Origin of the sequence: Dietzia sp. DQ11-71, from assembly GCF_014144995.1 — a bacterium.
Taxonomy (GTDB): domain Bacteria; phylum Actinomycetota; class Actinomycetes; order Mycobacteriales; family Mycobacteriaceae; genus Dietzia; species Dietzia kunjamensis.
On the sequence record NZ_JAALDT010000336.1, the window covers coordinates 1 to 2460 of the forward strand.

At 71.4% G+C, this 2460-nt stretch carries 2 protein-coding genes; one reads left to right on the plus strand and one right to left on the minus strand.

The features are described from left to right. Positions 1–1768: fatty acid desaturase (locus tag G6023_RS12035; RefSeq protein WP_182635676.1), on the minus strand; the 1768-nt coding region annotated here is incomplete at its 3' end. Between the two features lie 102 nt (positions 1769–1870). Here G6023_RS12035 and G6023_RS12040 point away from each other — a divergent pair. Continuing rightward, a partial coding sequence (locus G6023_RS12040; protein WP_182635678.1) for an AraC family transcriptional regulator ligand-binding domain-containing protein occupies positions 1871–2460 on the plus strand: 590 nt, incomplete at its 3' end.

Consider the following 2460-nt stretch of genomic DNA (forward strand, 5'->3'; position numbering starts at 1 on the left):
AGCGGTCGTCGCGGTTGACGTACAGCAGCGTCGCGTCGGGGCGGGTACCGGTGGCTCCGTCGGGCTGGCCGCGGCGCGCGTCGCGGGCGATGCGGCGCAACAGACTGATGATCGGGGTGATCCCCACCCCGCCGGCGATGTGCAGGGATTTCGCACCCGGCGAGGGCGTCGGGAAGTCGCCCGAGGACTGCGGCACGCCGACCAGTGTCACGTGGTCGCCCGCGCGCAACGAGTCGTTGAGCCGGGTGGACACCCGCCCGCCCTCGACCCGCTTGATGCAGATCTCCATGGCGCCCCCGGCATCCCCCTCCGCGTCCGAACTGTCGCGGACCAGGCTGTACTGGCGGACCGACTCCTCGCCGCCCTGACCATCGCCGCCGTGATCGCCTCCGCCGGCGACCCGGAGCGACACGTACGCCCCGGCATCCCACCCGATGTCCTCCCAGCCGCGCGGGCGGGCCAACCGCACCGACACGGCCTGGCCGTCGGCGACGGGCGTCGCGGACAGGACCCTGACCGGCACGTTGTGGAAGCGCGGCTTGTCCAGGTACGGCGACTCGGGCAGGGGCCTGTAGGACAGCCCGGCGCGCACGCGGCGTACGAGTGAGGCGGGGTCGCGCAACAGTGTCGAGGGGCGGCCGAACTCGCGCTCGCCGAACGGGACCGACAGCCCGGTGAGCGTTTTGGCGATCAGCGGCACGGTCTCCAGCAGCGGGGTCTCGTGGTACGGAAGCCCGTACTTGGCAGCGATGGCCCGAACCTCCGGGGCGATCCGGCGCTGCATCGACGGCGGTAGGTCGGGGAAGAGGTGGTGCTCGACGTGGGTGTCGAGGCCGCCGTAGAAGATCCGCAGGTCGGGGCGATCGGCGAACGGCACCTCCTCCTCCAGGACCCGCGCGAGGGCGTCGTCCATCTGCGTGCTGGGCAGGAAGTTGCGGGTCGCCCGGATCTGTCGCTCGTAGTACTGGTCGGCGGTCTCGTCGGGGCCCGGGTCGGTGAACAGCTCCAGCTCGCCGGCGTGGTGCTCGATGAACACGAGGAACAACACGGCCATGTAGCCGGTGACGCCGCCGGAGTAGTTGGCCAGCAGGGTGGGCAGCGGCTTCCACCCCGAGCGGAACGGTTCGTCGATGAAGCGACGCCTCAGGTCGCGTCCGGCGATCCGGGCGGGCGAGCGCAGGGTGTAGGCGCTGAAGAACGGGTCGCCGGAAACCTTGCGGGCGATGTTGGCCAGGAAGAACGGAGCCGCTGCCGGGGCCGCTGCCGCCAGCGCCGAGATGAGCGCCACCTGACCGAGGTGGTGGCCGTACCAGTCCTGTCCGGCGCTGCCGCGGAAGATGCTGTAGCCGAGGTCGTGGTCCTTGCCGACGATGTTCGTGTTGGGGTGGTGGCCCACGTGATGCATCGTCTTCCAGTGGTCGACGTCCACGTTGAAGTCCCACTCGTAACGGTCGGAGTGATATTCGCCGTTGCCGGGCAGGTGGTCGTAGCTGCCGTGGACGATGTTGTGCCCGAGCTCGGAGAACTGCATGAGCCGGTACATCATCTCCAGCGCCGTGGCCCGCCGGATCGCCCGCGGCCCGCCCTCGCGCAGCAACTCGCGGCGACGGGCGTCGATCGCCCGGCCGTAGGCGGTGACGTTGCGGATGTGCGCCAGGTCGTCCTCGCCGACGGCGGCCTTGGCCCGCGCGTACAGCGCCCGGATCTCGTCGGCGAGGCCGGTGGGGCCGGCTGACTGGGCGGTTCCTGCGCGTGCGGCGAGAGTCATGACTGTGACGCTAACCACCCGACGCGGGCGCGGGAAGGTCGCAAACGGGCGCAGAGTTGGCATTTTCGGACATCCGCCGCCCGGTGTTGCTACGGTCGGCCGATGGAGTCCTCGCCGGTATGGGCGGTGCCGCGGGGCACCGAGGGCGTCCGCATCATGGTGGAGGGCGGGCTGGCCCACGGGATGACGACGACGGAGTGCCTGGCCGGCACGGGTCTCGATCCCGGCGACCTCCACGACGAGACCGCGCAGATCTGGGCGCACCAGGAGTTCACGGTGATTCGCACCCTGCTCGCGCGCCTCGGAGACCGGCCCGGGCTGGGGGCGGGCGTCGGTGCCCACTCCACCATCGGACGGACCGGCGTCATCGGCTTCATGATGCTCGCGGGCCCCACCGTGCAGGCGGCGATCGATCGCGCGATCCCCTATCTCGCCTTGTCCCCGACCCACGTGCAGTTCTCTCTCGAGGTGGACGGCCCGGACGGCGGGGCGGTCCTGGTCGCCGCCGACGACCAGATCCCCGCCGACGTGCGCACCTTCGTCGTGGAGCGGGACCTGGCAGGGTTGGCCGCGGCGTTCCGCGGTGCCCGGATCGACCTGGGGCCGGTCTCGCTCGAGACGACCCTCGGCCCAGAGAGCGCGGCGCTGGTCGGGCACGCGTGGGGCCTGGCGCCGGACACGGTCACGCCGCA